The sequence below is a fragment of the Lactococcus sp. NH2-7C genome, from assembly GCF_029953655.1.
GTDB classification, from domain to species: domain Bacteria; phylum Bacillota; class Bacilli; order Lactobacillales; family Streptococcaceae; genus Lactococcus; species Lactococcus lactis.
In genome coordinates this window covers 1,393,388-1,416,902 of the sequence record NZ_CP124538.1, presented here as the reverse complement: position 1 = coordinate 1,416,902, position 23,515 = coordinate 1,393,388, and the positions used below count along the sequence as shown (strand labels likewise).

20 protein-coding genes are annotated in these 23,515 nt (G+C 35.3%); 17 read left to right on the top strand and 3 right to left on the bottom strand.

The window, feature by feature from the left end; all coding sequences use genetic code 11:
- Positions 1-87: 87 nt before the first annotated feature.
- Positions 88-2,088: an ATP-dependent DNA helicase RecG gene (recG, locus tag QJV49_RS07120; protein WP_225513065.1), complete on the top strand. Its 2,001-nt coding sequence runs from the start codon at positions 88-90 to the stop codon at positions 2,086-2,088.
- Positions 2,088-2,834: a hypothetical protein gene (locus tag QJV49_RS07115; RefSeq protein WP_225513066.1), complete on the top strand. Its 747-nt coding sequence runs from the start codon at positions 2,088-2,090 to the stop codon at positions 2,832-2,834. Before recG ends, QJV49_RS07115 begins: the two co-directional genes overlap by 1 nt.
- 48 nt (positions 2,835-2,882) lie before the next feature.
- Here QJV49_RS07115 and mnmE read toward each other — a convergent pair whose 3' ends face one another.
- Positions 2,883-4,250, bottom strand: a complete 1,368-nt coding sequence (mnmE, locus tag QJV49_RS07110; RefSeq protein ID WP_003131240.1) for a tRNA uridine-5-carboxymethylaminomethyl(34) synthesis GTPase MnmE — start codon at positions 4,248-4,250, stop codon at positions 2,883-2,885.
- 211 nt (positions 4,251-4,461) lie between these two features.
- Here mnmE and QJV49_RS07105 point away from each other — a divergent pair, with 211 nt between their 5' ends.
- Positions 4,462-5,097: a hypothetical protein gene (locus QJV49_RS07105; RefSeq protein ID WP_003132036.1), complete on the top strand. Its 636-nt coding sequence runs from the start codon at positions 4,462-4,464 to the stop codon at positions 5,095-5,097.
- Between the two features lie 95 nt (positions 5,098-5,192).
- Positions 5,193-5,921: a pseudouridine synthase gene (locus tag QJV49_RS07100; RefSeq protein WP_025017062.1), complete on the top strand. Its 729-nt coding sequence runs from the start codon at positions 5,193-5,195 to the stop codon at positions 5,919-5,921.
- Between the two features lie 87 nt (positions 5,922-6,008).
- On the opposite strand, the gene QJV49_RS07095 is transcribed toward QJV49_RS07100, so the two are convergent.
- Positions 6,009-6,623, bottom strand: a complete 615-nt coding sequence (locus QJV49_RS07095; RefSeq protein WP_225512935.1) for a TetR/AcrR family transcriptional regulator — start codon at positions 6,621-6,623, stop codon at positions 6,009-6,011.
- 419 nt (positions 6,624-7,042) lie between these two features.
- Between QJV49_RS07095 and QJV49_RS07090 the strand changes: the two genes are divergently transcribed.
- The 6 genes from QJV49_RS07090 (at position 7,043) to rpiA (ending at position 15,037) form a co-directional block, all read left to right on the top strand.
- A complete protein-coding gene (locus QJV49_RS07090) occupies positions 7,043-11,344 on the top strand; it encodes a 2-hydroxyacyl-CoA dehydratase (protein WP_225512959.1) in 4,302 nt (1,433 codons plus the stop codon).
- 222 nt (positions 11,345-11,566) lie between these two features.
- Complete coding sequence (locus QJV49_RS07085; protein ID WP_225512936.1) at positions 11,567-11,770, top strand: hypothetical protein; 204 nt, start codon at positions 11,567-11,569, stop codon at positions 11,768-11,770.
- Positions 11,771-11,789: 19 nt separating this feature from the next.
- Positions 11,790-12,227 (top strand): universal stress protein, encoded by a 438-nt coding sequence (locus tag QJV49_RS07080; RefSeq protein ID WP_225512937.1) that lies wholly within the window; start codon positions 11,790-11,792, stop codon positions 12,225-12,227.
- Positions 12,228-12,286: 59 nt separating this feature from the next.
- On the top strand, positions 12,287-13,507 hold the full coding sequence (locus QJV49_RS07075; RefSeq protein ID WP_225512938.1) for an MFS transporter: 1,221 nt from the start codon (positions 12,287-12,289) through the stop codon (positions 13,505-13,507).
- An 85-nt stretch (positions 13,508-13,592) separates the two neighbouring features.
- Positions 13,593-14,279 (top strand): Crp/Fnr family transcriptional regulator, encoded by a 687-nt coding sequence (locus QJV49_RS07070; protein ID WP_225512939.1) that lies wholly within the window; start codon positions 13,593-13,595, stop codon positions 14,277-14,279.
- A gap of 83 nt (positions 14,280-14,362) precedes the next feature.
- Positions 14,363-15,037, top strand: a complete 675-nt coding sequence (rpiA, locus tag QJV49_RS07065) for a ribose-5-phosphate isomerase RpiA (protein WP_225512940.1) — start codon at positions 14,363-14,365, stop codon at positions 15,035-15,037.
- A 28-nt stretch (positions 15,038-15,065) separates the two neighbouring features.
- On the opposite strand, the gene QJV49_RS07060 is transcribed toward rpiA, so the two are convergent.
- On the bottom strand, positions 15,066-15,506 hold the full coding sequence (locus QJV49_RS07060) for an NUDIX hydrolase (protein WP_225512941.1): 441 nt from the start codon (positions 15,504-15,506) through the stop codon (positions 15,066-15,068).
- 293 nt (positions 15,507-15,799) lie between these two features.
- Here QJV49_RS07060 and mreC point away from each other — a divergent pair, with 293 nt between their 5' ends.
- The 7 genes from mreC to QJV49_RS07025 all read left to right on the top strand — a co-directional run bounded on the left by mreC (position 15,800) and on the right by QJV49_RS07025 (position 23,487).
- On the top strand, positions 15,800-16,675 hold the full coding sequence (gene mreC, locus QJV49_RS07055) for a rod shape-determining protein MreC (RefSeq protein WP_225512942.1): 876 nt from the start codon (positions 15,800-15,802) through the stop codon (positions 16,673-16,675).
- Between the two features lie 91 nt (positions 16,676-16,766).
- Positions 16,767-17,294 (top strand): rod shape-determining protein MreD, encoded by a 528-nt coding sequence (mreD, locus tag QJV49_RS07050; RefSeq protein WP_225512943.1) that lies wholly within the window; start codon positions 16,767-16,769, stop codon positions 17,292-17,294.
- A 103-nt stretch (positions 17,295-17,397) separates the two neighbouring features.
- The gene (locus QJV49_RS07045; RefSeq protein ID WP_225512944.1) at positions 17,398-18,762 is read left to right on the top strand and encodes a CHAP domain-containing protein; all 1,365 of its coding nucleotides are present in this window, start codon (positions 17,398-17,400) and stop codon (positions 18,760-18,762) included.
- Positions 18,763-18,884: 122 nt separating this feature from the next.
- Complete coding sequence (gene asnB, locus QJV49_RS07040; RefSeq protein ID WP_225512945.1) at positions 18,885-20,762, top strand: asparagine synthase (glutamine-hydrolyzing); 1,878 nt, start codon at positions 18,885-18,887, stop codon at positions 20,760-20,762.
- Positions 20,763-20,773: 11 nt separating this feature from the next.
- Complete coding sequence (locus QJV49_RS07035) at positions 20,774-22,000, top strand: carboxylate--amine ligase (RefSeq protein WP_033899272.1); 1,227 nt, start codon at positions 20,774-20,776, stop codon at positions 21,998-22,000.
- 31 nt (positions 22,001-22,031) lie between these two features.
- Entirely contained in the window at positions 22,032-22,754 is a 723-nt protein-coding gene (locus tag QJV49_RS07030; protein WP_103055190.1) for an aspartate/glutamate racemase family protein, read from the top strand.
- Positions 22,755-22,800: 46 nt separating this feature from the next.
- A complete protein-coding gene (locus QJV49_RS07025; protein ID WP_281449121.1) occupies positions 22,801-23,487 on the top strand; it encodes a C39 family peptidase in 687 nt (228 codons plus the stop codon).
- The last annotated feature ends 28 nt before the right edge of the window (positions 23,488-23,515 follow it).

Below are 23,515 nucleotides of genomic sequence, written 5' to 3'. Positions count from 1 at the left end.
TCAGTAAATTTTGTTGGTAAATTCTCTGTCAGCAAATTATATTTGATTTTTGAAGCATTTAACCTTATATATTGGTATAATAAAAGTATGAAATTAACAGATTCAGTGCAATTTTTAAAAGGTGTGGGACCGAAGTCTGTGGAAAATTTCCATAAGTTAGGAATTTTCACGGTTCAAGACTTATTGCTTTATTTCCCTTTTCGTTATGAAGATTTCGCAAGTCGTTCGGTTTTTGAACTTGTTGATGGAGAAAAAGCAACAATTATTGGAACGGTAGTGACACCAGCTAATGTCCAGTATTATGGATTTAAACGTAATCGACTTTCATTTAAAATTAAAGAAGGTGAGGCCGTGGTTGCTGTCAGCTTTTTTAATCAACCTTATTTGGCTGACAAAGTGGAAGTTGGTAAGGAAATTGCAGTTTACGGAAAATGGGAGCAGGCAAAGCAACAACTGATGGGAATGAAAGTTGTGGCTCAAGTGGATGATGGATTAGAACCTGTTTATCATTTGACAGCGGGGATGAAACAAAGTCAATTGGTCAAAGTGATTCATCAGGTTTTTGAATCAGACCTTTTGTCAGAATTACCTGAGAATTTACCAGAATTTTTGATTAAAAAATATCGTCTAATGAACCGGCAAGAAGCCGTTTTGGCTATGCATTTTCCTGAAGATATGGAAGCTCATAAGCAGGCCTTACGTCGTGTAAAATTTGAAGAATTATTCATGTTTCAGTTGAAATTACAGGCGCTAAAAAATAAAGAAAAATCAGGACGAGCAGGATTAGAAGTAGTTTTTGAGCAAGGAGAAATTGATCAGAAGATTTCTGAATTACCTTTTGAACTGACAGGTGCTCAATTAAGCGCTTTGCGCGAGATTCTGACGGATATGAAATCTCCCTATCATATGAATCGACTTTTGCAAGGTGATGTGGGTTCTGGTAAAACAGTTGTTGCTTCCCTTGCCATGTACGCGGCTTGTTTGGCAAATTTTCAAGCAGCAATTATGGTACCAACAGAAATTCTTGCCCGTCAGCATTTTGCAAACTTGAAAGCTCTTTTTCCAGAATTGCAAATTTCACTTTTGGTTTCGGGTTTGAAAGTGGCAGAGCGCCGCGAGATTTTGGCTGATTTAGTTAGTGGTCATACACATATGGTAGTTGGAACTCATGCGCTGATTCAAGAAGGGGTCGATTTTTATAATTTGGGTCTTGTGATTACAGATGAACAACACCGTTTCGGAGTTAATCAGCGAAAAATTTTACGAGAAAAAGGGCAAAATCCAGATGTTCTAATGATGACAGCTACACCCATTCCAAGAACGCTTGCGATTACGGCTTTTGGGGATATGGATGTTTCAATTATTGATGAACTACCAAAGGGACGTCAACCCATTACTACAAGGTGGGTCAAACATGAACAATTTTCCGAAGTTTTAAGTTGGATAAAAGCAGAGGTTGCTAAAGATTCACAGGTTTATTTTATTTCACCTTTAATTGAGGAAAGTGAAACGTTGGACCTGAAAAACGCAGAAGCTCTTTTTGCGGAATTAAATGAATACTTTGGATTATTTGCCAAAATTGGTCTTTTACATGGAAAAATGAAAAATGATGAAAAAGACCAAATCATGCAAGAATTTAAGGCTAAAAAATTAGATATTTTGGTTTCAACAACAGTGATTGAAGTGGGAGTTGATGTTCCTAATGCTACCATTATGGTGATTATGGATGCTGACCGCTTTGGACTTTCGCAGCTTCACCAATTGCGTGGTCGTGTTGGTCGGGGAACAAAAAAATCTTATGCCATTTTAGTAGCAAATCCTAAGTCCGATTCAGGAAAACAACGGATGAAAATTATGACAGAAACACAAAATGGTTTTATTTTAGCCGAAGAAGATTTGAAAATGCGTGGTTCTGGAGAGATTTTTGGACTTCGTCAGTCAGGAATTCCAGAATTTATTGCGGCTGATTTAGTCAATGATTATAATATTTTAGAAGTGGCTAGAAAAGAAGCAGTTGAAATTTTTAAAAATGCAGATGAATTTCCTGATTTGATTGCTCAAGTTAATGTTGACGGGGGCTTTGATTGATGAGTAAAATGGATAATGAAAAATTAGACCACTTGATTTTAGAAATGTGGACAGATTTTATTGACTTAAAAAATAAGGCTGAGCTGTCAAAAGTTTTGATTCCAAATAGTATGCCTCTGTTGTGGTTTGGTGACTTAGCTAAATATGAAAAATCAGACTTAAAAATACTGACGGTCAGTAAAAATGCTTCTTATGCAGAATTTGGTGAAAATCAACGTTATGAAAAATTACTGACAGAATTTTCGTCAGTAAATTTGGAAACTTACAAGTCAAATCTCAATCGGTATTTTGAATACAATCCTAGTCCTTGGTTCAATCAGTTAGCAAAATTTTTACCTGTTTTTGGTTCAGCTTATAAAGAATCTGAAAATCAAATTAATCGAACTTTGCATATTGATTTGTTCACCCCAATTGCGACACATCCAGTTTGGCCAGGTTTAACTAAGAGCCAACAAGAACAATTTAAGATGAAATTTCCGCAACTTTTGCAACTTTTAGAACCAGATATTTTACTAACAAGTCTGTCAGTAGGTAATTTAAAAATTTTACTTAAAAATGCTGGGACTGAAATCGAAGAAATATTTGATAAAGAAGAAACAGGAAAAGCTGCCAAATACGTTCGAGCTTATCGTGTCGATAAAAAATTAATCGTTATTAACGGTCGAAACTTTCAAGGAACTTATTTTGGGGGAATGACTGACCAGTTTGTTAGAAAATGTCTGACAGAAATTAAAGGGATAATTTGATGATTGACCAATTTCTGTCAGTAAAAAAAGAGTTCAGTTGAACTCTTTTTATTTTCCCAAACAAAATTGTGAAAAAAGTTGTGTAATTAATTCATCTGGGGCAGCTTCCCCTGTGATTTCACCAAGTAATTGCCAACAACGTGTGACATCCACTTGAATTAAATCAACAGGTAAGCCAAGAGCAAGCCCAGAGTTTGCTTCTTTAAGAGCCTTCAAAGCTTCTTCAACAATTGAAATATGGCGGGCATTAGATAATACTGTTGCATCTTTGGCTTCAATTTCACCGGCAAAGAAAATTTGATTTATTTTTTCTTCAACAGCATTTAAGTTTTCATTTTTAAGGGCTGAAATTCGGATAAAATCACCAGAAATTTGAGTGCTATCAATTTTTTCTGGCAGGTCGGTTTTGTTGAGTAGAACAATACGATTTGAATTTTTAGACAGTTCTAAGAGCTCTAAATCTTTGTCAGTCAATTCATTTGAGGCATCTAAAACGAGTAAAACTAAATCAGCTTCAGCCAAAGCTTTTTTAGAACGTTCAACCCCAATCGCTTCAACTAAATCATCTGTTTCACGAATACCAGCAGTATCCACTAGTTCAAGAGGAACACCGCCAATATTGGCAAATTCAGTAATGACATCGCGTGTTGTTCCAGCAATATCAGTGACAATGGCTTTTTCTTCACGAAGCAATTGATTAAGTAAACTTGATTTTCCAACGTTTGGCCGACCAATAATCGCCGTTTTTAAACCTTCTCTTAAAATTTTTCCGCGTTTAGCTGTTGATAAAAGATTTTCCAAAAGCTGTTCAAAATGAGCCGTTTTTTCAAGGAGCATTTGTGAAGTCATTGTTTCCACATCATCATACTCTGGATAGTCAATATTGACCTCGACTTGTGCCAAACTTTCGAGAATCTCTTGACGAATGTTATTAATCATTTTTGAAAGACTACCGTCAAGTTGTTTTACGGCAATGTTGGCAGCTTTATCGGTTTTGGCCCGGATTAAATCCATGACAGACTCAGCCTGAGCCAAGTCAATTCGTCCATTTAAAAAGGCACGTTTGGTAAATTCGCCAGGTTCAGCGAGTCTTGCGCCATTACGTAAAAGTAATTGCAAAATTTCTTGTGTGACTGCAATTCCACCATGCGTATTTATTTCAACAATATCCTCGCGTGTAAATGTTTTAGGCGCACGCATGACTGAAACCATGACTTCGTCAACGAGACGTTTTTCTTCAAAAATATGGCCATAATTAATCGTATGGCTAGCAACTTGAGTTAAATTTTTTCCTTTATAGACAGATTGAGCAATTTTTAGGGCATCTGTCCCTGATAAACGAACAATGGCAATTGCTCCTTCACCAAGCGGTGTCGAAATCGCCGCAATCGTATCAAATTCTTGTGTTAATGTCATAAAGACTATTTTAACGCAAAAAGGCTGAATTTCCTAGCCTATTTAATTTATTTTTTTATAAAAAATAAAAATCTATAATAATTGAGTTTGCACCAATAAAAAGTGATAAAAAAAATAAATTTTGATGCTGACTAAAAATAGAAACAAAAAATTTTCTATTTTTTCTTCGCATTTTCCCAATTTATGCTCACATCTTGATATAATAGTAGATATGACCTATCAAGTAAAAATTATCTATCCAAAAGAAGAAGCCGCTGAAAATAACAAACTCACTGAGCGTACATTTAATGAGTTTATTGATGGACTCGAATTAGAAGAAGTCATCACGCAATATGAGCAATTACTGACAAAAGGTTATTCAATCTCAGTCAATTTTGCTCCACCTCAACTTGATGACAAGGGAACTGAGCCAGACCCATTTATGATTGCGGGTCGCTTAGAGCTTGCTGGGATTCCTTATAAAGCCACTTTGAAATTAAAAGCAAGTGGTGATTATGAATCAATGGTAAAAATTGCTAAAATGATTGAACAGCAAGATTATGATTATGATATCTCAGCTAAATTGCAAATTCGTGAAAATTCATCAGTTGATTTTGAAAAAGAAGGTTCTTGGTTTGATAAAGATTACACCAAATATACGATTTTACCCAAAGCCAGCAGCCAAGATATTGCCGATTTAAAAACACTTTATGACGCACTTGTTGAAGAACATCAAAAAGTGACCATTAATATCAAAGCAAAAGTCAAAAAAGATGATGATGACAGTTTTGCCAATCAATTGGCAGCATATCCACCAGAAACAATGATTATTTTTAAGCTGACAGATGCAGATATTTATGGAGAATAAGAATGAGAAAAATTACTGACAGAAATTCTGTCAGTAACTTTTTTTCCATTATTTTACTGACAGACCTGTCAGCAAAATCTGATATAATAAAAGACATGAGACTAGATAAATTTTTAGCAGAAAGTGGCCTCGGAAGCCGTAGTGAAGTCAAAATTCTATTGAAAAAAGGGCGCGTGACAGTTGCTGGGGAAGTTCAGCGAGACGGCAGGTTTCAAGTAGACAAGAATTCTAGACAAGTCGCCTTTGATGGTGAGATTTTAGATTACCAAGAATATTATTATTACTTATTAAATAAACCGCAAGGTCTTGTTTCTGCAACAAAAGATAATCTTTTTAAGACAGTTGTTCAATTATTATCGGAAAAAGATTTTCGTGAGGATATTTTTCCAGTCGGACGTTTAGATAAAAATACTGAGGGACTTTTAATTTTAACGAATGACGGAGCATTGGGACATGATTTAACTCAACCCAAAAAGCATGTTGAAAAAGAATACTTTGCGCGAATTGATGGAAAAGTTACTGACGAAATTGTCAATAAATTTGCTGAGGGCTTGACTCTAAAAAATGGAGAAAAAGCACGACCAGGAGAATTATTCATCGAAAATATTTACAAAGGGGAGAGTCAATCTGGCTGGATTAGTGAAATTCGTGTGATAATTCATGAAGGAAAATTTCATCAAGTCAAACGGATGTTTGAAGCTGTTGAAATGTACGTTCTCTATCTCAAACGCATTCGGATGGGCAATTTAGCATTGGATTCAGATTTAGCGCTAGGAGCCTATCGTCCTTTAACAACCGAAGAAATAGAAAATTTGAAAAAATAAAAAGTTACTGATGAAAATTCGAAGGTATCCGTAAAGTGCTAAAGCGCAACGGCTACCTCCTGACAGAATTTTTCGTCAGTAACTTTTTTAATTTTCACGATTAATATTGACCCCAAGCACAGTCAAATGACCATTAGAAATTAATTTGATAATCAAATGTGCAAAATCACGAGCAGACATTTGTGTAGAAGTGTTGACCCACCAGTCTAGAGTTCCCACCAAAATTGAGCTGATATAAGAAATTACAAAATCATTTGGAACCACAACATCTTTTTCTCTAACTTCCAATTTTTCAAATAATTCAGTATAACGTTCAGATAAAATCTCCAGAAATCGATTTTTTAACCGTTGATCATGCGCTCTGTCAGTAATCATTTGTGCAATTTCAGGATTATCTCGAACAAATTCATAGAAACGACTCAGAACAGTTTCAATTTCTTTGACATGAACATTGTTACCGTCAACCAAATTTTGTTCATCTAAAATTCCAGTGAAACTCGCTAAAAATTGGTCAATCAAACTATCATATAAATCCTGTTTATCAGCGTAATGAGCATAAAAAGTTGCCCGATTAATCATGGCTGAATCGGCAATTTCTTGAATTGAAATTTTTTCAAATTTTTTCTTGCGTAACAAACCAAAAAAAGCTTGACTGATCAATTTTCTTGTTCGTTTCACACGTAAATCATCTGATTTAACCATAAAAAACCATCTTTCCAGTTTCAAAAAGACCCAGTCTCGATAGACCGTTTTGTCTAATTTTTCACATTGTACTATTTAACTCCATTATAATCAAAAAATAGATTAAAGTCATTAAAGAATTTAGTCAAAACATTTTGTCATTCGATGTCAAAGTCTTTTAACATAATCAACAGCTTGTTTTGAATTGTCGTTTATGTGACAACCACGCCCTTTTTGCTGGTTGCTTTTCTTATGACAAATGATAAAATGAACATATAATAAGATAAGCAACAGACCGTCTAAATTACTTTTTACCAAAATTCTGCGCCCAAAAGATAAGTTAGATTTTAAATTTAACTTGCCGAAAAAAGAATATTAAGGACTTAGCGGACTTGTTCAAGTGATATTTCTCACATAACTAGGAGACCATCTTGACACAAATTTATAAAACAGGGATTGATGTTGGATCAACCACAGTAAAACTCGTCGTTTTTGACGAAAATTTTAAGCTCATTTTCTCACGCTATGAGCGCCATTTTTCAGATGTTAAAGCAGCAACTATCAAAGTATTCAAAGATTTTATTGAAGAACATGGGGATTTAAATCTAGAACTAGCCATTACCGGTTCGGGAGGAATGGGACTTGCAGAAGTCATTGATGTTCCTTTTGTTCAAGAAGTTATCGCTTCATCAATTACAATTGAAAAATTCATTCCCCAAACAGACGTGATGATTGAGCTTGGTGGTGAAGACGCCAAGATGACCTTTTTTGATAACGGGACTCAAGAATTACGCATGAACGGAACATGTGCCGGTGGGACAGGCGCCTTCATTGACCAAATGGCAGCCCTTTTGAAAGTTGATGCCAATGGTGTCAATGAGTTAGCTAAAAACTACGAAAAACTCTATCCGATAGCATCACGCTGTGGTGTTTTTGCTAAGACCGACGTTCAACCTCTGTTAAATGAAGGAGTGCGCCGTGAAGATATCGCTGCTAGTATTTTTCAAGCCGTTGTCAATCAAACCATTGCTGGTTTAGCGAGTGGGCGAAAAATCAAAGGAAATGTAGCCTTTCTTGGCGGGCCCCTTTTCTTTATGAGTGAATTACGCAAGCGTTTCATTGAAACCTTGGATTTAAAAGAAGAAAATATTATCTTCCCAGAAAATCCACAACTTTTTGTGGCAATGGGAGCTGCGCTCTATGAAGAAACAAGTCAGAAAACAGCAACTGATTTAATTCATAGTTTAGAAAATGATGATTCAGACAGCTTAATTCCTCAAGATACAATGGATAAACTTTTTCAAAATCAAGCAGAGCTTGATGAATTCCGGAAGCGTCATGCCAAAGCAACAGCTAACTATAAGAAACTATCTGAACATCATGGAGCTGTCTTCTTAGGAATTGATGCCGGATCAACCACAACAAAAGTCGTTCTTATTGATGATGAAGGAAATATTCTTTATGACCATTATGGTTCCAACAATGGAGAACCGCTTGAATCTGTCATTAATATTTTAAAAGATGTCTATGCTAAACTTCCAGCAGATGTCTATATTGCAAAATCAACTGTGACCGGTTATGGAGAACACTTGATTAAAGCAGGTCTTCATGTTGATTATGGTGAAGTTGAGACAATGGCTCATTATAAGGCAGCTGATTATTTCAATCCAGGAGTAGATTTCATTCTTGATATCGGTGGACAAGATATGAAAGCTATGCGAATTCGTGATGGTGCTCTATCAAGTATTCAACTTAATGAAGCTTGTTCATCAGGTTGTGGTTCATTCATTGAAACCTTTGCCCATTCACTAAAACATGATGTCCGTGAATTTTCACAAAAAGCGCTTTTGGCTGAACATCCAGTTAACCTGGGTTCACGTTGTACCGTCTTTATGAACTCAAAAGTAAAACAAGTTCAAAAAGAAGGAGCTACTGTCGGAGATATATCCGCAGGCCTTTCATACAGTGTCATTAAAAATGCTCTCTATAAAGTTATAAAAGTAAAACGTCCAGAAGAACTTGGTAAGAAAATCGTTGTTCAAGGGGGGACTTTTTACAATGAAGCCGTTCTACGTGCGTTTGAAAAAATTTCTGAGCGCGAAGTGGTTCGTCCAAGTATCGCTGGGCTAATGGGAGCTTATGGTTGCGCTTTGATTTCCCTAGATAACCAAGAAGCAAATAAAGAATCAGAAATTCTAAAACTTGATGAATTAGAAAAATTTACAACTCATAAAGAATTTATGGTCTGTGGCCTTTGCGAAAATAACTGTAAAATGACCCTAACAGTCTTCAATGACGGGAATAAGTTTGTAACTGGGAACCGTTGCGAACGTGGTGCCGAAAAAGCTACAAAAGTTAAAGTCGCTAAAAAAGATAAAAAAGTTAACTTAGTTGATTACAAGTATAAAAAACTTTTCCGTTACCATAGCTTAAGCAAGAAAAAACAAACCAGAGGAGAAATTGGGATACCACGTGTACTCAATATGTATGAAAACTATCCGCTTTGGCACACGATGCTGACAGACCTTGGATTCCGTGTTGTTTTAAGTCCCCGCTCTGATAAAGAACTTTTTGAAGAGGGAATTGAAACCATTCCTTCAGATACGGTATGCTATCCAGCCAAAATGAGTCATGGACATATTATGGCTTTGATTAAGCAAGGTGTGCCAAATATCTTCTATCCATCTGTCCTTTTTGAACAAGAAGAACAAAAAAATGCTCAAAACCATTTCAACTGTCCGATTGTTCAATCTTACCCTGAGGTTCTTAAAAATAATATCGATGAAATTCGCGAAGGGCAAGTTAATTATCTTCATCCTTTCATTAATTTAGCCAATCCAGAAGGAGTAGCTGTTAATGTTCATAAGGCTTTAGCCGGCCAAGGGATTTTTATCCATCTTACGGAAGTACAAGCTGCCGTTCAACATGGCTTTGAAGAAATGGATAAATTCAAAGAAGATTTGCGTCTTAAAGCCGAAGATTTGCTCATGCAAATTAATTTAAATAACGAAAAGGCCATTGTTCTCGCTGGACGTCCTTATCATTTGGACCCAGAAATCAATCATGGAATTGCTGACATCATCACTCAAGAAGGTTTCCACGTTTTGACTGAGGATTCTATTAGTCATTTAGCCGAAGTTTCTGGTCTGCGTGTGGTCAATCAATGGGTTTACCATAGCCGCCTTTATGCAGCTGCAAATGTTGTTTGTAAAAATAAAAATCTAGAACTTGTTCAACTTAATTCCTTTGGTTGTGGTCTTGATGCCGTAACGACAGACCAAGTAGAAGAAATCATGCGTGGACACAATAAGCTTTATACCGTCTTGAAAATTGACGAAGGATCAAACATGGGAGCTGTTCGGATCCGTTTACGTAGTCTGAAAGCAGCAGTTTCAGAGCGCGTGCGTCATAATATTGAAGCAAGCACCGAAGTTCACGAATTAGTACAAGAAACACCAGCTTTCACAAAAGAAATGGCAAAAAAACACACTCTTCTTTTACCAATGTTGTCACCAATTCACCAAGAAGGGCTATTAGATACAGCTTTTGCCGCTGCGGGATATAATGTCGTTTCTCTACCAGAAAGCAATACTTCTGTCAATAATGGGTTGAAATTTGTTAATAATGACTCATGTTATCCAGCGATTATTACAATAGGTCAGCTCATTGAAGCTCTCCAGTCAGGAGAGTATGACCTTGATAATACTTCGGTCATGATGACTCAAACAGGTGGGGGATGTCGCGCAACAAACTATATTCCTTTATTGCGTAAAGCTCTAATTGATGCAGGTTTCCCACAAGTACCTGTCGTTTCCCTATCAATGGGGAATCAAGGAACAGAAAAAGGATTTAAATTTACAGTTCCACTTTTAACACGCTTTATGATTGCAGTTCTTTATGGAGATTTATTTGAAAGAGTCGTTTATCGTACTCGACCATATGAAGCCACTGAAGGTTCTGTCAATGAATTACATGCGAAATGGTTAGAAAAAGCTCGGAAAAATGTAGAATCTGGATCAATTTTTGAATTTAATCGTAACATGAAAAAAATTGTTGCTGAATTTGACCAAATTGAACTTTTGGATATTCAAAAACCACGAGTGGGTGTTGTCGGTGAAATTTTGGTTAAATATAGTAAAACAGCAAATGATGATATTGTGTCAATAATTGAAGAAGAGGGCGGCGAAGCAGTTGTTCTTGATTTAATTGGCTTCATGAACTATAGTTTATATAATCAAATCTGGAAAGCAGATGAGATTGCCTTTAGTAAGAAAAATAAACTCATGGCTAAAACTTTTATTGGTATTATCAATATGTTAGAAAAACCAATGAATAAAGCCTTGAAATCCTCAAAACGCTTTGATTCTATTGAATCAATCTATGATATTGCAGCTTCAACTGAAGAAGTGATTTCAATTGGGAATCATACTGGAGAAGGTTGGTTCCTCACTGGCGAAATGATTGAACTCTTACAAAAAGGGGTGAACAATATCATTTGTCTTCAACCATTTGGTTGTCTTCCTAACCATATTGTTGGTAAAGGAATGATGAAAGAACTACGCCGCCAGTATCCGGGTGCTAATTTAGCTCCCATTGATTATGACCCAGGGGTATCTGCCGTGAATCAATTGAATAGAATTCGCTTAATGATGACTACGGCTAAAAAGAGAATGAATACTACTTCCAATTTAGTCGAAGAATCAGAAAGAGCGTCAGAAATGGAAACTGCTCAAGCTTATTAAAAAATATAGATTAAATACTGACAAACCTGTCAGTATTTTTTTTGTCTAAACGAGTAACAAATGTTATCAATACCGGATATCAATACTTGATATCAAAATTTGTGATCGCGCTCCGCACTACTTTTGTTTAAAATGATTGAGTAACTTAAAAACATTTGAGAACAACAAGTTTCCCGTTTCTCAAAAATAGAAATTATTGTTATTTAAGAAAGGAATTTCGAAATGAAATTTGAATTTAAAGGACTTTCTTCATATGAAGAAAATTCAACACCAAACTATGTAGGCGATACTAAAGTACGCAGTGTCATTCAAGACTTCGTTAACATGGATGAAGCAATTGAATATGTTTCAAATCACCACGGTTTTATAAAAACTGAAGATGGGAAATTTGCTTTTGAAGTAAGAAATATCTCAGCTATCGGTTAATTAGATAAGGACAGTTAGCATGGAACAAAAATATTCAAGAATTTTAGTTGGTATGGATGGTTCAGCAGAATCACTTAAAGCATTTGATGAAGCAGTCAGAATTGCTAAACGCAATGACGCTGAACTCATCTTAGCCAACGTTATTGAAAAACGTTCATTTCTTGCCGTGAATACTTACGACACAATTGCCGAAGAACAGCATGAAAATGGAACAAAACTTTTATTGCAACAATTTGCTAAGGAAGCATTGGATGAAGGACTAACTAATGTTAGAACACTTTTGGAATATGGTTCACCTAAAGTAGCAATGGCAACAAAAATTCCCAAGCAAGAAAATGTAGATTTGATTGTAATTGGCGCAACAGGGATTAGTTATATAGAGCGTGTAGTTGTTGGTTCAGTTGCATCTTATATTGTTAATCATGCCACATGTAATACACTCATCGTTAGAAAATAATCTTACTTAGTCACTCATAAAAAGAGCAGAGACTCTTTTACTTAGAAATGGAAAAAATCATGAAAAAAGAAAGTATTTTTACTCCTACTTTCGTTATTAACACGCTTATTAGTTTTTTATTTTATATTGTTTTTTACGTCTTAACCTCCTCAATAGGGACTTATGCGCTTCAACAACTTCATCAATCAACAGTTGTTAGTCTTTCTTTATCAAGCGTTTTTGTTATTGGAGCCCTTATTGGTCGGGTTTGGACGGGTATTAATATCACACGTATCGGAATGAAGCGATTGCTCTATATTGGTGGACTTATTTTTCTTGTCTTAACTTTTGGTTATTATTTAACAACTAATATTCCTTTACTCTTTTTGATTAGAGTAATCCAAGGAGCTGGTTTTGGGATTGGTGCAACAGCATCAGGAACAATTGCAGGTCACGTTGTTCCAGCTTCACGTCGTGGTGAAGGAATCGGCTACTACGCTTTATCTGTTACCTTGGCAGCAGCTGTAGGCCCAGCCCTTTCAATCATGATTTATTCTTCACTTGGTTTTGGTTCTTTACTTGGAATCGCTCTTGGTTTGCTGGTGGTTACCTTCATTTTAATTTTCTTTGTTCGTGTCAAAGAATTTTCTGCAGAAGAGCGTGCATATGCCCTTGAGCATGAACCTAAAGGTATTGAAAGATATATTGAAAAATCAGCCCTTCCGATTTCAATTATCGCCTTTTTAGCCGGATTTATTGACTCAGCTATTTTAACAGGAATGGGTTCATTTTCAACGGATCTTAAAATTCCACTTGCGGGATCATTATTCTTCACTATGTATGCCGTGTTAATCTTTGTTTCACGTCCATTTACAGGTCGTTTGTTCGATACAAAAGGGGATAACTGGATTTTCAATCCAACATTTATTTTCTTTGCAGTGGCAATGCTTCTTGTTGGCTTAGCCGGTTTCTTCAGTCCAGCAATTGGCTTTGTTGTCTTATTAATTGCTGGTGGAGCCTTCGGTCTTGGTTACGGAGGTGTTGCACCATTTGGTCAAGCAATTGCTATTCGTGATTCAAGTAAAGACCGTATCGGTGTTGCAACTTCTACCTTCTTTGGATTTTTAGATTTAGGTGTTGGTGGAGGACCTATTGTTCTTGGAGCAATTATTCCAATGCTTGGAAATGGTATGCTTGGTTTCAGAAATTTGTATCTTTACAGTGCTCCCGCAGTTGTAATTGTTTGGATTATATACTATCTCATTCATGGTAAACATCAAAAATCAAGTTCTAAAGTTTGATTTTAATGATTTACATAAAAAATGATATAATGAAATGGCTACAGCCTTATTATATAGGCGAATAAATGAAAAAATTAGCGAGTAGATGAGTTTTAATAAGATGGAAGAAATGGCAAACGTAAACATTGAATATCTAATCAATACACTGGAGCAAAAAAAAGTCAGTGTCGTAACACGTAAAAAACATAGCTATATAATGTATCAAGGGATTGAGTCAGAATATATCTATGTCCTTAAAGATGGTGTAGCGAAGATTAGCAATATTTTAAGAGATGGTCGTGAATTTAATATTGCGTATGTTGCTCAGCCAGATTTTGTTTCTTTATTGGAAGAAAAACAAAATGATGGAATCTCAGCATTATTTAATGTAAGAGTTGAATCTTCAACAGCTAATTTTTATAAAATTTCGCGAAGCGATTTTTGGGATTGGGTACGTGAAGATTTAAATTTATTTAGAGTGGTTGATGATTTTTATAAAAGAAGATTAGCCCTTAATTTAGAAATTCTTCAAAAAATGACTATTAATGGGAAAAAAGGGGCAGTGTGCGCTTGCCTTCATAGTTTGATTGATGATTTTGGAATCCAAAAAAAGGATGGAATTCTAATTGATTTTACGGTTACAAATGAAGATATTGCAGGATTTTGTGGTATTTCTACAAGAAACAGTGTTAATCGTATTCTACATGACTTAAAGGACGAGAAGGTAATTGATGTAATTGATAATAAAATTATGATCTATAATCCTCAGTATTTGGAAGAATATATTAGTTGATATAAACAGATAAAAAGCTACTTTAGGTAGCTTTTTTTGTTATAATTAGGTCAGCATGATATCAAAATGTTCAAGGAGGTAAAATGGAAAATTTAAAAAAACAAGTGGGCATAAAAGCGGCTGAATTTGTTAAATCTGGAATGGTAGTTGGCTTAGGAACTGGTTCAACAGCGGCTTTTTTTGTTGAAGAGCTAGGTCGAAGAGTTGCTGAAGAACAATTAGAAATCATGGGCGTAACAACTTCCAATGTTACAAGTGCACAGGCTAGAGCACTTGGAATCCCTCTAACCTCTATTGATGAAGTAGATTATGTTGATTTAACAGTTGATGGCGCAGATGAAATTGATTCTTCTCTAAATGGTATTAAAGGTGGTGGAGCGGCACTCCTAATGGAAAAAATTGTTGCAACTTACTCAAAAGATTACATTTGGATTGTTGATGAAAGTAAATTATCAGAAAATCTAGGTTCTTTTAAAGTTCCAGTAGAAGTTATTCCTTATGGCTCGCAACAAGTTTTTAAGAGATTTGAAGTGGCTGGCTATGCTCCAACATGGCGTCTAAATGAAGAAGGTAAAAGATTAATAACAGATATGCATCACTTTATTATTGACCTTCATATTTCTCAAATTAAAGAACCAGAAAAACTTGCTGAAGAGCTTGATTTAATGGTTGGAGTTGTTGAACATGGCCTCTTTAATAATATGGTTAAAAAAGTGATTGTTGCTGGCAGCGAAGGTGTAAGAATAATAAATAAGTAAATAAAAAAATCGTCTGATTGACGATTTTTTATTTCTTTAGCCACTCTTGAACTCCCCATTTGTGAGAGCCACGTTTGAGTTTATTAATAGCCGTTTCTGGGTCAAACCAACTAATATGATTAAAATCTTCGAGAGGTTTGGAATCAAAGCGGACATTCTTAGTATTATAAATATAGGCGGGATTATAAAAATATTTATCACGATGTGAACTATAAAAATATTCATCTGCTTGCCCTAAAAATTCTCCAATTTCAGCAGTAGCTCCTAACTCTTCCATGAGCTCACGATGGAGTGCTTTTTCTTGATCTTCACCCGCTTCAATTTCTCCCCCAGGAAGAAAATAAGCTCCATTTGGTGCTTGGACGAGACAGATTTCTTTATTATCTCTTGCCACAATGGAATAGACACCATATCTTGCCTGATAATTTTTCTCTTCATTTTTCTCACCGAAAACTGGAATATGATTCATAAAAAATTTTCCCCAATACTGATTATTATGATAAACATAACTATTTTAAAATAGTTAAAAACCGCTTACAGAAATTTATTACTACTATTCTATCAAAATTCTGTCAAATTTGATAAAATAAGGTACGAGTAAGAAGAACTTATACGACTATCGGATTGAAAGTAAAGATTAGTTCAAAAGAGATAAACGATATAAGAATTGCTTTTGCTTATGCAAAGGGCTATGTGAAATCACAGAGCTTTCAAATTTAATTCAGAGAGTTTGAAACATATTACCGAAGGGAACATAGAATAGTGAAAAAAATTAACTTAAGTAAGCTTATTATTATTGCACTCATTATCATTATTGCAGCGATGTCAGCAATTTTTATATCTGCCAAGAATTTTAAGTCTAGCCGTAATCCGTCAGCGATGACTCAAACCATTAATGATGGGACAAGTTTTGTTGACCGAGTTCTTGTTGCACCTATCCATTTTGTTCAAGACAAAGCTAATGAATTGTCCAATCTGATGGATACCTATCAACAAAATCAAAGTTTGAAAACACAATTGGCAAAATCAAAAGATGATGATAATAAATTAAGTGGACTTGAGTCAGAAAATAAAGAGTTGAAGAAAGCTTTGAAACTTCAAGAAACTTTAACTGATTATCAGACTGTCGCTGCAAATGTAATTACTCGTGAGCCTTCTTCATGGAATGATACACTAGTGATTGACAGTGGAAGTAAAGATGGTTTGACAACAGGTATGATTGTAATGGCAAATGGCGGCGTTGTTGGGCGAGTGACTCAAGTAAATAAAAATAGTTCAAAAGTTGCACTCTTGAGCTCTTCTAAAGGGATTGATAACAAAATTCCTGTAAGAATTGAAAGTGACGGATCACCTATTTATGGTATTTTAAGTAGTTACGATTCTCAACAACAGGCTTATGTGGTTAAAAATATTGACTCAGAAGGAAAATTTAAAAATGGAGACTCTGTGTTTACTAGTGGCTTAGGAACAAATTCTGGTAGTCAAGGTGGAACTCCAAGTGGTTTGCTTATCGGGAAGGTTATTGGTGAAAAGCAAGACAGTGACGGTCTTGGTAAAATGGTTTATATCAAGCCAGAAACAAATCTTTATGATATTAGATTTGTCTTTGTAGTTAAAAGCAAAATTGATGGTCAGTAGTTTTTGTTAGATAAGTATTAATTATTATTTTACTTATAGAAAATAAAAGTATTAATTTGTTAAAACCAACTAGAATATAAGGAATTAAGTAGTGAGTCGATTTACATTTCAATTTTTTAGTCCAATTATTCTTTTTTTATTAATGATATTGGACGGCCAAATTACCCATATATTAACAGGGTATAGCAGTGGGACATGGGTGCCGGTGAGCCATCTATTTTTGATTTTTCTGATGTATAGTGTAACCCAACACAGACCAAGTTATATTATTATTTTGGCGGCAGTTTTGGGGGCAATATATGATAGTTATTATCTAGGAATTTACGGTATTGCGACCCTATTGTTCCCACTTATTGCTCTTTTCATTTATAATATACAGACAACCATATTTACTAATCGCTGGACACGATTATTTACAACAATTATTATTGTGACGGCTTTTGAAGTTTTTAGTGCAATCATTATGACAGCTTTCGGATTTGCCCAACTTCAGTTCATCAAATTTGTTGTTTACCAGTTAGCGCCTACACTTTTGCTTAATATTATCTTAGCTGTAGTCTTGCAATTTCCTTTAGAAATCTTCTACAGATTAAAAAAAAGTCACGGAAGATACAATTAGAAAGGCTTTTGTAACCATAAAGAAATATTACGGTGGGGTAGGAATAGTATAATATGTTTATTCAACCGAACTTAATGGGAGGAAAAATTAAAAAATTACAGTTATGAAAAAAAAGATTATCTCAGCTATTTTAATGTCTACAGTAGTACTTTCTGCTGCAGCCCCGTTGTCAGGTGTTTACGCTGACACAAATTCAGATATTGCTAAACAAGATGCCACAATTTCAAGTGCGCAATCTGCAAAGGCCCAAGCCCAAGCCCAAGTTGATAGCTTGCAATCAAAAGTTGATAGCTTACAACAAAAGCAAGCAAGCACAAAAGCTCAAATTGCTAAAATCGAAAGTGAAGCAAAAGCGCTTAATGCACAAATTGCAGCATTGAATGAAAGTATCGCAGAACGTACAAAGACATTGGAAGCTCAAGCACGTAGTGCTCAAGTTAACAGCTCAGCAACAAACTATATGGATGCTGTTGTTAATTCAAAATCTTTGACAGATGTTATTCAAAAAGTAACAGCAATCGCTACTGTTTCTAGTGCCAACAAACAAATGTTGGAACAACAAGAAAAAGAGCAAAAAGAACTTAGTCAAAAATCAGAAACTGTTAAAAAGAACTATAACCAGTTCGTTTCTCTTTCACAAAGTTTAGATTCTCAAGCTCAAGAGTTGTCTTCACAGCAAGCTGAACTCAAAGTTGCTACTTTGAACTATCAAGCAACAATTGCAACTGCACAAGATAAAAAACAATCTTTATTAGATGAAAAAGCAGCCGCAGAAAAAGCTGCTCAAGAAGCCGCTAAAAAGCAAGCAGCTTATGAAGCACAACAAAAAGAGGCCGCTAAGGCTCAAGCAGCTTCTACAGCAGCAACAACTAAAGCGGTAGAAGAAGCAACTTCAACTGTTTCATCTAGTCAAGCTCAAGCTTCACAACCAAGTTCAAATACAAGTAGCAATAACACATCGTCAAATTCAAATAGCTCAAGTAGCAATTCATCAAGTTCTAATGGATCATCAGGTTCAAGCAGTTCTAATACTGGCGGTGGAAATTCAAATACTGGTAATAACACTGGCGGAAGTACTGGTGGCGGTTCAAGTTCATCAGGTATTAATAGCACACCAATTGCTAATCCATATGCTGGTGGTGGATGTACTGACTATGTATGGCAATACTTTGCTGCACAAGGAATCTACATCAGAAACATCATGCCTGGTAATGGTGGACAATGGGCTACTAATGGTCCTGCACAAGGCGTACTTCACGTTGTAGGAGCTGCTCCTGGAGTTATTGCATCAAGTTTCTCAGCTGATTTTGTTGGATATGCGAACTCACCTTATGGTCACGTAGCTATTGTAAAATCAGTTAACTCAGATGGTACAATTACTATTAAAGAGGGCGGCTATGGTACAACTTGGTGGGGACATGAGCGTACTGTAAGTGCGTCTGGTGTAACTTTCTTGATGCCAAACTAGGGAAAAGCCTTAATAAATAAAAAAATAGTGATTTGATAGTGGGGAATAATTTTCCTTCCGTCAAATCATTTTTTATTATTGTGGTATAATAATAAGGAAAAATGATAAGGGGATAGATACAAATGTGTGGAATTGTCGGCTTTATTGACCGGATGAATCAAAATGATAAATCAAAAACTTTAGAAGAAATGATGAATACTATTGTTCACCGTGGTCCAAGTAGTTCAGGTGAATTTATTGATGAAGGTGCTGCAATTGGCTTTCGTCGTTTGAGTATTATTGACCTTGAGGGTGGAGACCAACCTATTTTCAATGAAGATAAAACTAAATTGATTACTTTTAACGGTGAAATTTATAACTTCCGCGAATTACGTGAGGACCTTATCTCTAAAGGTCATGATTTTACAACTCATGCTGATACAGAAGTTCTTTTGCATGGTTATGAAGAATATGGTGTAGAACTTCTTCAAAAGCTTCGTGGAATGTTCGCTTTTGTTATTTGGGATAGAGAAAAACAAGAATTGTTTGGTGCTCGGGATCATTTTGGTATCAAACCACTTTACTATACTCAAATGGGTGGAACTTTCATGTATGGTTCAGAAATTAAAAGTTTTTTGAAACATCCAAACTTCAAAAAAGAATTAAATAAAGAAGCTTTAAAACCTTACATGACTTTCCAATACTCTGCTCTTGATGAAACTTTCTTTAAAAATGTTTTTCGTATCAAAGAAGGTCATTACTTTACTTACAAAGATGGGGTCTTGGATATCAAACCTTATTGGGATATGAAAGTTGATGAAAAAGATATGAGCTTGGAAGAATCAATTGATTTGATTGACAAGACTGTTTTGGGTTCTGTTGACGCTCATAAATTTGCTGACGTAGAAGTTGGAGCTTTTGTATCAAGTGGTGTCGATTCTAGTTATGTTGCTTCAACGCTTCGTCCGGAACATACTTATTCTATTGGTTTTGGTCAAGGAACTTTCAATGAATCTAAACAAGCCAAACAATTGACTGATATGATTGGTTTGAACAATACTTCTCGTGAAATCCATGGAGATGAAGCGTTCAAGTATTTCCCACAAATTCAATATTATTTGGATGAACCAGATTCAAATCCTTCTTGTGTGCCACTCTTTTTCCTCGCAGAATTAGCAGCACGTGATGTACGTGTTGTAATGAGCGGTGAAGGTGCAGATGAGCTTTTTGCTGGTTATGAGTCTTATGGATTTAGTACAAATTCTCGTGCGGTTCGTGTTTTCGCAGAAGGTTTGAAGAAATTACCAAAATCTTTACGTTTCTCAATTGCTCGTGGTATTGAAAATAAACATTTCAAAGGTCAAAAACATCTTTATGAATCACTTGCGCCTGCTGAAGATTTCTTTATCGGTCAAGCGAAAGTATTTGATGAGTCTGAATCAGTAGAACTTTTGAAAGAAGAATTTAAAGCAGCTCCAACTGTTAAAGATGTTGTTGGAAAAACTTACAAAAAGGCCCCAGAAGGTTCTGAACTTCGTAAAATGCAATATCTTGATATGCACCAATGGATGCCAGGAGATATCCTACTTAAAGCTGATAAAATGGCAATGGCACACTCACTTGAATTGCGTGTTCCACTACTTGATATTGAATTGATGCATACAGCGGAACAAATTCCTACAAAATATCTTTTGAATGAACATAATACAAAGTATGCTTTCCGCCAAGCAGCTCGTCGTCATTTACCAGAAGAATGGTCAAATCGTAAAAAATTAGGTTTCCCAGTGCCAATTAAAGACTGGTTGCGAGAAGAAAAATATTATAAAGTTGTTCGTCAATTATTTGAACAAGATTTTGTTGCTGAATTCTTCGATCAAGAAAAACTCTTGAAGATGTTGGATGATAACTTTGCAGATAAAAATGATGCACGTCGTAAACTCTGGACAATTTATTCATTCTTGACTTGGTATGATGTTTACTTCATCAACAATGGTGAAAAACCTGCTGTGGTTAATTTTTAAGGGAGGTTTTTGTGTCACAAACAAATAAATTTCAACCTATCTTGTTAGGTTCTGATATCAACGTCTATGGAATGGCTCGTTCATTTCATGAAGAATTTGGAATTACTTCTCTGGCTTTAAGTGCTTCTGGATTAGCTCCAACAAAGTATTCAAAAATTGTTGAAGTACAAACTCATGAAAATTTTGACCATGAAGAAACTTTTATTCAGGTGCTTCGTGATTTTGCAAGTAAACATAAAGACAGTAAGAAAAAATATCTTTTAGTAGCTTGTGGGGACGGTTATGCCCTACTTGCTTCAAAATATCGTGAGGAACTTTCGAAATTTTTTGAAGTGCCTTATATTGACTACGCGCTTTATCGTCAATTAGAAAATAAGCCTGATTTTTACAATATCTGTGAACAATATAATTTACCTTATCCAAAAACGGTATTAGTTAATCCAAAATCAGAAATAGATACTTTAGTAGATGAGTTAACTTTCCCTTATCCAATGATTTTAAAACCAGGGAATTCTATTTCTTATTTAGATGTGCACTTTGAAGGACAGAAAAAAGCGTTCACGATTGCATCTAACGAAGAAATGAAGTTGATGCTGCATCGTTGCTATGAAGCTGGTTATCCTGATGAGATGATTATTCAAGATTTCATTCCTGGAGGGGATGAAAATATGCGTGTTCTGAACGCTTATGTAGATAAAAATCATAAAGTTCGCATGATGTGTTTGGGTCATCCCTTACTTGAGGATCCAAGTCCAAAAGCGATTGGGAATTATGTGGCGATTTTGCCTGATTATAATCAACAAGTTTATCAACAAATTCAGGATTTTCTTGAAAAAATTGAATATACAGGCTTTGCTAATTTTGATATGAAATATGACCCACGTGATGGCTCTTATAAACTTTTTGAAATTAACTTACGTCAAGGACGAAGCTCCTTTTATGTTACTTTAAATGGTTACAATTTGACACGTTATTTAGTTGCTGACCGTATTAACAATGAACCTTTTACTGAGACAATTTATGGAAAAGGATCAAAACTTTGGTTAGGGGTTCCTAAAAAAGTATTGCTCAAATATGTAAATCCTAGTTTTAAAGAAGAAATTCGTCGTTTTATTAATTCAGGAAACTATGGGACAACTCTATTTTATTCTAAGGATAACTCACCAAAACGTTATCTTTTGATGAAATATGCATTCCATCGCTATATTGGGGCATTTAAAACGTACTTTCACAAATAAAAATTAAGAATAAGAAGGACAGGGGGATATAATGGAAAACTTCTTTACAATCTTGGGGGGAATGGGTACTCTTGCGACTGAAAGTTTTATTCATACGCTGAATGAACGAACAGAGGCTTATCGTGACCAAGATTATTTGAATTATATCGTAGTTAATCATGCGACAATTCCTGACCGAACAGATTATATCAAGAATCCTTCATTGGAAAATCCAGAAGAAAAGTTGATTGATGATATTAAGATTCACAGTCAACTTTCACCAAAATTTTTTGTTGTTCCTTGTAACACGGCTCATTATTATTTTGATGAGATGCAAAAAGCAACAGAAATTCCGATTCTACATATGCCACGCATAGCCGTTGATAGTATTAGCCATCACTTTCCAAAAGCTAAGAGGGTGGCCGTGCTAGCGACTGAAGGAACAATTTTGACAGGAGTTTATCGTGAGGCCTTGGAACAACAAGGATATGAAGCGGTAATTCCAGATGATCAATTGCAAGAAAAGGTAAATCGCTTGATTTATCAAGAAGTTAAGGAAAATAGAAATCTTAATTTTGAACTTTATAAGGAAATTTTGTCTGATGTCGCGTCAGAAATGAATTGTGAAGTAACCATTTTAGGTTGTACAGAATTGTCAGTCTTATATGAAGCCTATGATTTGACAAAAGAGTACAATATAATAGATGCACAAGCTGAAACTGTACATCGAACAATATCTATGATGGGAAAAAAAGATTTATTAGATGACTATTAAAAAGAAAAAACTTTTTTAAAAAAAGGTCGTAATTTTATTTGTTCTTGTGGCCTGTCTACTTATTTTTACTTTAATTGTAAATCCTAAGAATCAAGAAGATAAAAAATTAACATCTGCATCAAAAACTTTTGTCCAAACTGATCGTAAGGGTAAGTGCGATTATGTTTTGATGAAAACTGGTGATGTTAATCAAATGACAATCGGAGCCTACCAGGGATGTGAAATTGTTTCTTTTTACAATGCATTGGTCTATTTGGATAAAACTCAGGGTAGGACGGTCACTGATTGGATTGAATCTTTGCCGTATGTGGGTTGGGGAGGTGATCCAGGAAGTGGTTATGCTGGGAATCCTTGGACGTCTGATGAAGACATCCCGGATGGTGGTTTTCCAACGATTTGGCCCACAGCTTTGATGAGTTTTGCTCAAGAAAATAATATCCAAGTTGCTGACTTATCTGGAAAAAGTATTAGCGAGATTAAAGATGCTGTTTTATCAGAACATTTAGTTGAAATGTGGGTGACGATTGATTTTGATGAACCTAATATCACTTACGATGATTATTACGGTTATAAGGTTGTAGCTAATACGCATGCTGTTATTTTAGATGGGTATAACGAAAAGAAAAATGAGTTTCATGTTACTGATCCAATAAAAGGAAAATATTGGTTAGCTGAATCTACAATTGATTCGGTTTATAGTGGAACAAATCAATTTGCGATAGAATTTTTATAAAAAAATTAGCACTCGTATAAAAAGAGTG